1 protein-coding gene is annotated in these 1,049 nt (G+C 57.2%); it reads right to left on the bottom strand.

The window, feature by feature from the left end:
• Positions 1-40: 40 nt before the first annotated feature.
• A partial coding sequence (locus NZK35_RS34275; protein WP_259637029.1) for a citrate/2-methylcitrate synthase occupies positions 41-1,049 on the bottom strand: 1,009 nt, incomplete at its 5' end.

A 1,049-nucleotide genomic window follows, 5' to 3' on the forward strand; every position in this document is an offset into this window, starting at 1 on the left:
GGGCGGCTAAAGCCTGCACATCAACACTCTTGACGCACCGCTAGCGCCATTCCATCGCGGTGTAATCGCGAGACGTCGGACCGTTGTAGATCTGCCGCGGTCGATAGATTCGACTGTTGCCGTCTCGGACTTCTTTCCAGTGCGCGATCCAGCCCGGCATCCGGCCGATGGCAAACATCACCGTGTACATGTCCACCGGGATGCCGATCGCTCGCAGCAAGATCCCTGAATAGAAGTCGACGTTTGGATACAGATTGCGGCTGACGAAATAATCATCGCTCAGGGCGATCTCTTCTAACTCTCTGGCGATTTCCAGCAGTGGATCGTTGCGTCCCAGTTTGCCCAGCACCTTGGGGACGTGGCGGCGAAGAATCTCGGCGCGAGGGTCATAACTTCGATAGACGCCGTGGCCGAAACCGTACAGCTTTTCCTTCTTCAGTTTGACACGCTCAATCAGTTCTTTGACGCTCATGCCGGAGTTCTTGATCCGTTGCAGTTGGTCCATCACGGCGACGTTGGCCCCGCCGTGCAATGGTCCCCACAGGGCGCAAACACCGGCCGAACACGACGCAAACAAATTGGCCCCCGACGATCCCACCATCCGGACGGTCGAAGTGGAGCAATTCTGCTCGTGGTCGGCATGCAAGATCAGGAACAATGTCAGCGCGCGAACGACATCCGAATCGGGTTCGTACGTGCGGTTGGGCGTGGAGAACATCAGGTGCAGAAAGTTGCGGCAGTAGCTCAGTTCCGGATGCGGATAGACGAGTGGTTGCCCGGTCGAGGTTCGGTAAGCGTAAGCGGCGACGGTGCGAATCTTGGAGATCAATCTGGCCGCGGCGTTTTCAAAGGAGGCCTCATCTTCCATCTCCATCACGTCGACGTTGTAGCACGACAACGTGTTGATCATCGATGACAAGATCGCCATCGGATGGCCGTGGGTCGGGTAACCCAGAAACGAGTTCCGCATCCCTTCATGAATCATCTCATGCTCGGTCAGCAGTCGCCGAAAATGCGACAAGTGTTCCGCCGTGGGGAGTTCCCCGTAG

This window comes from Stieleria sedimenti (genome assembly GCF_025060895.1).
In the GTDB taxonomy this organism is placed as follows: domain Bacteria; phylum Planctomycetota; class Planctomycetia; order Pirellulales; family Pirellulaceae; genus Stieleria; species Stieleria sedimenti.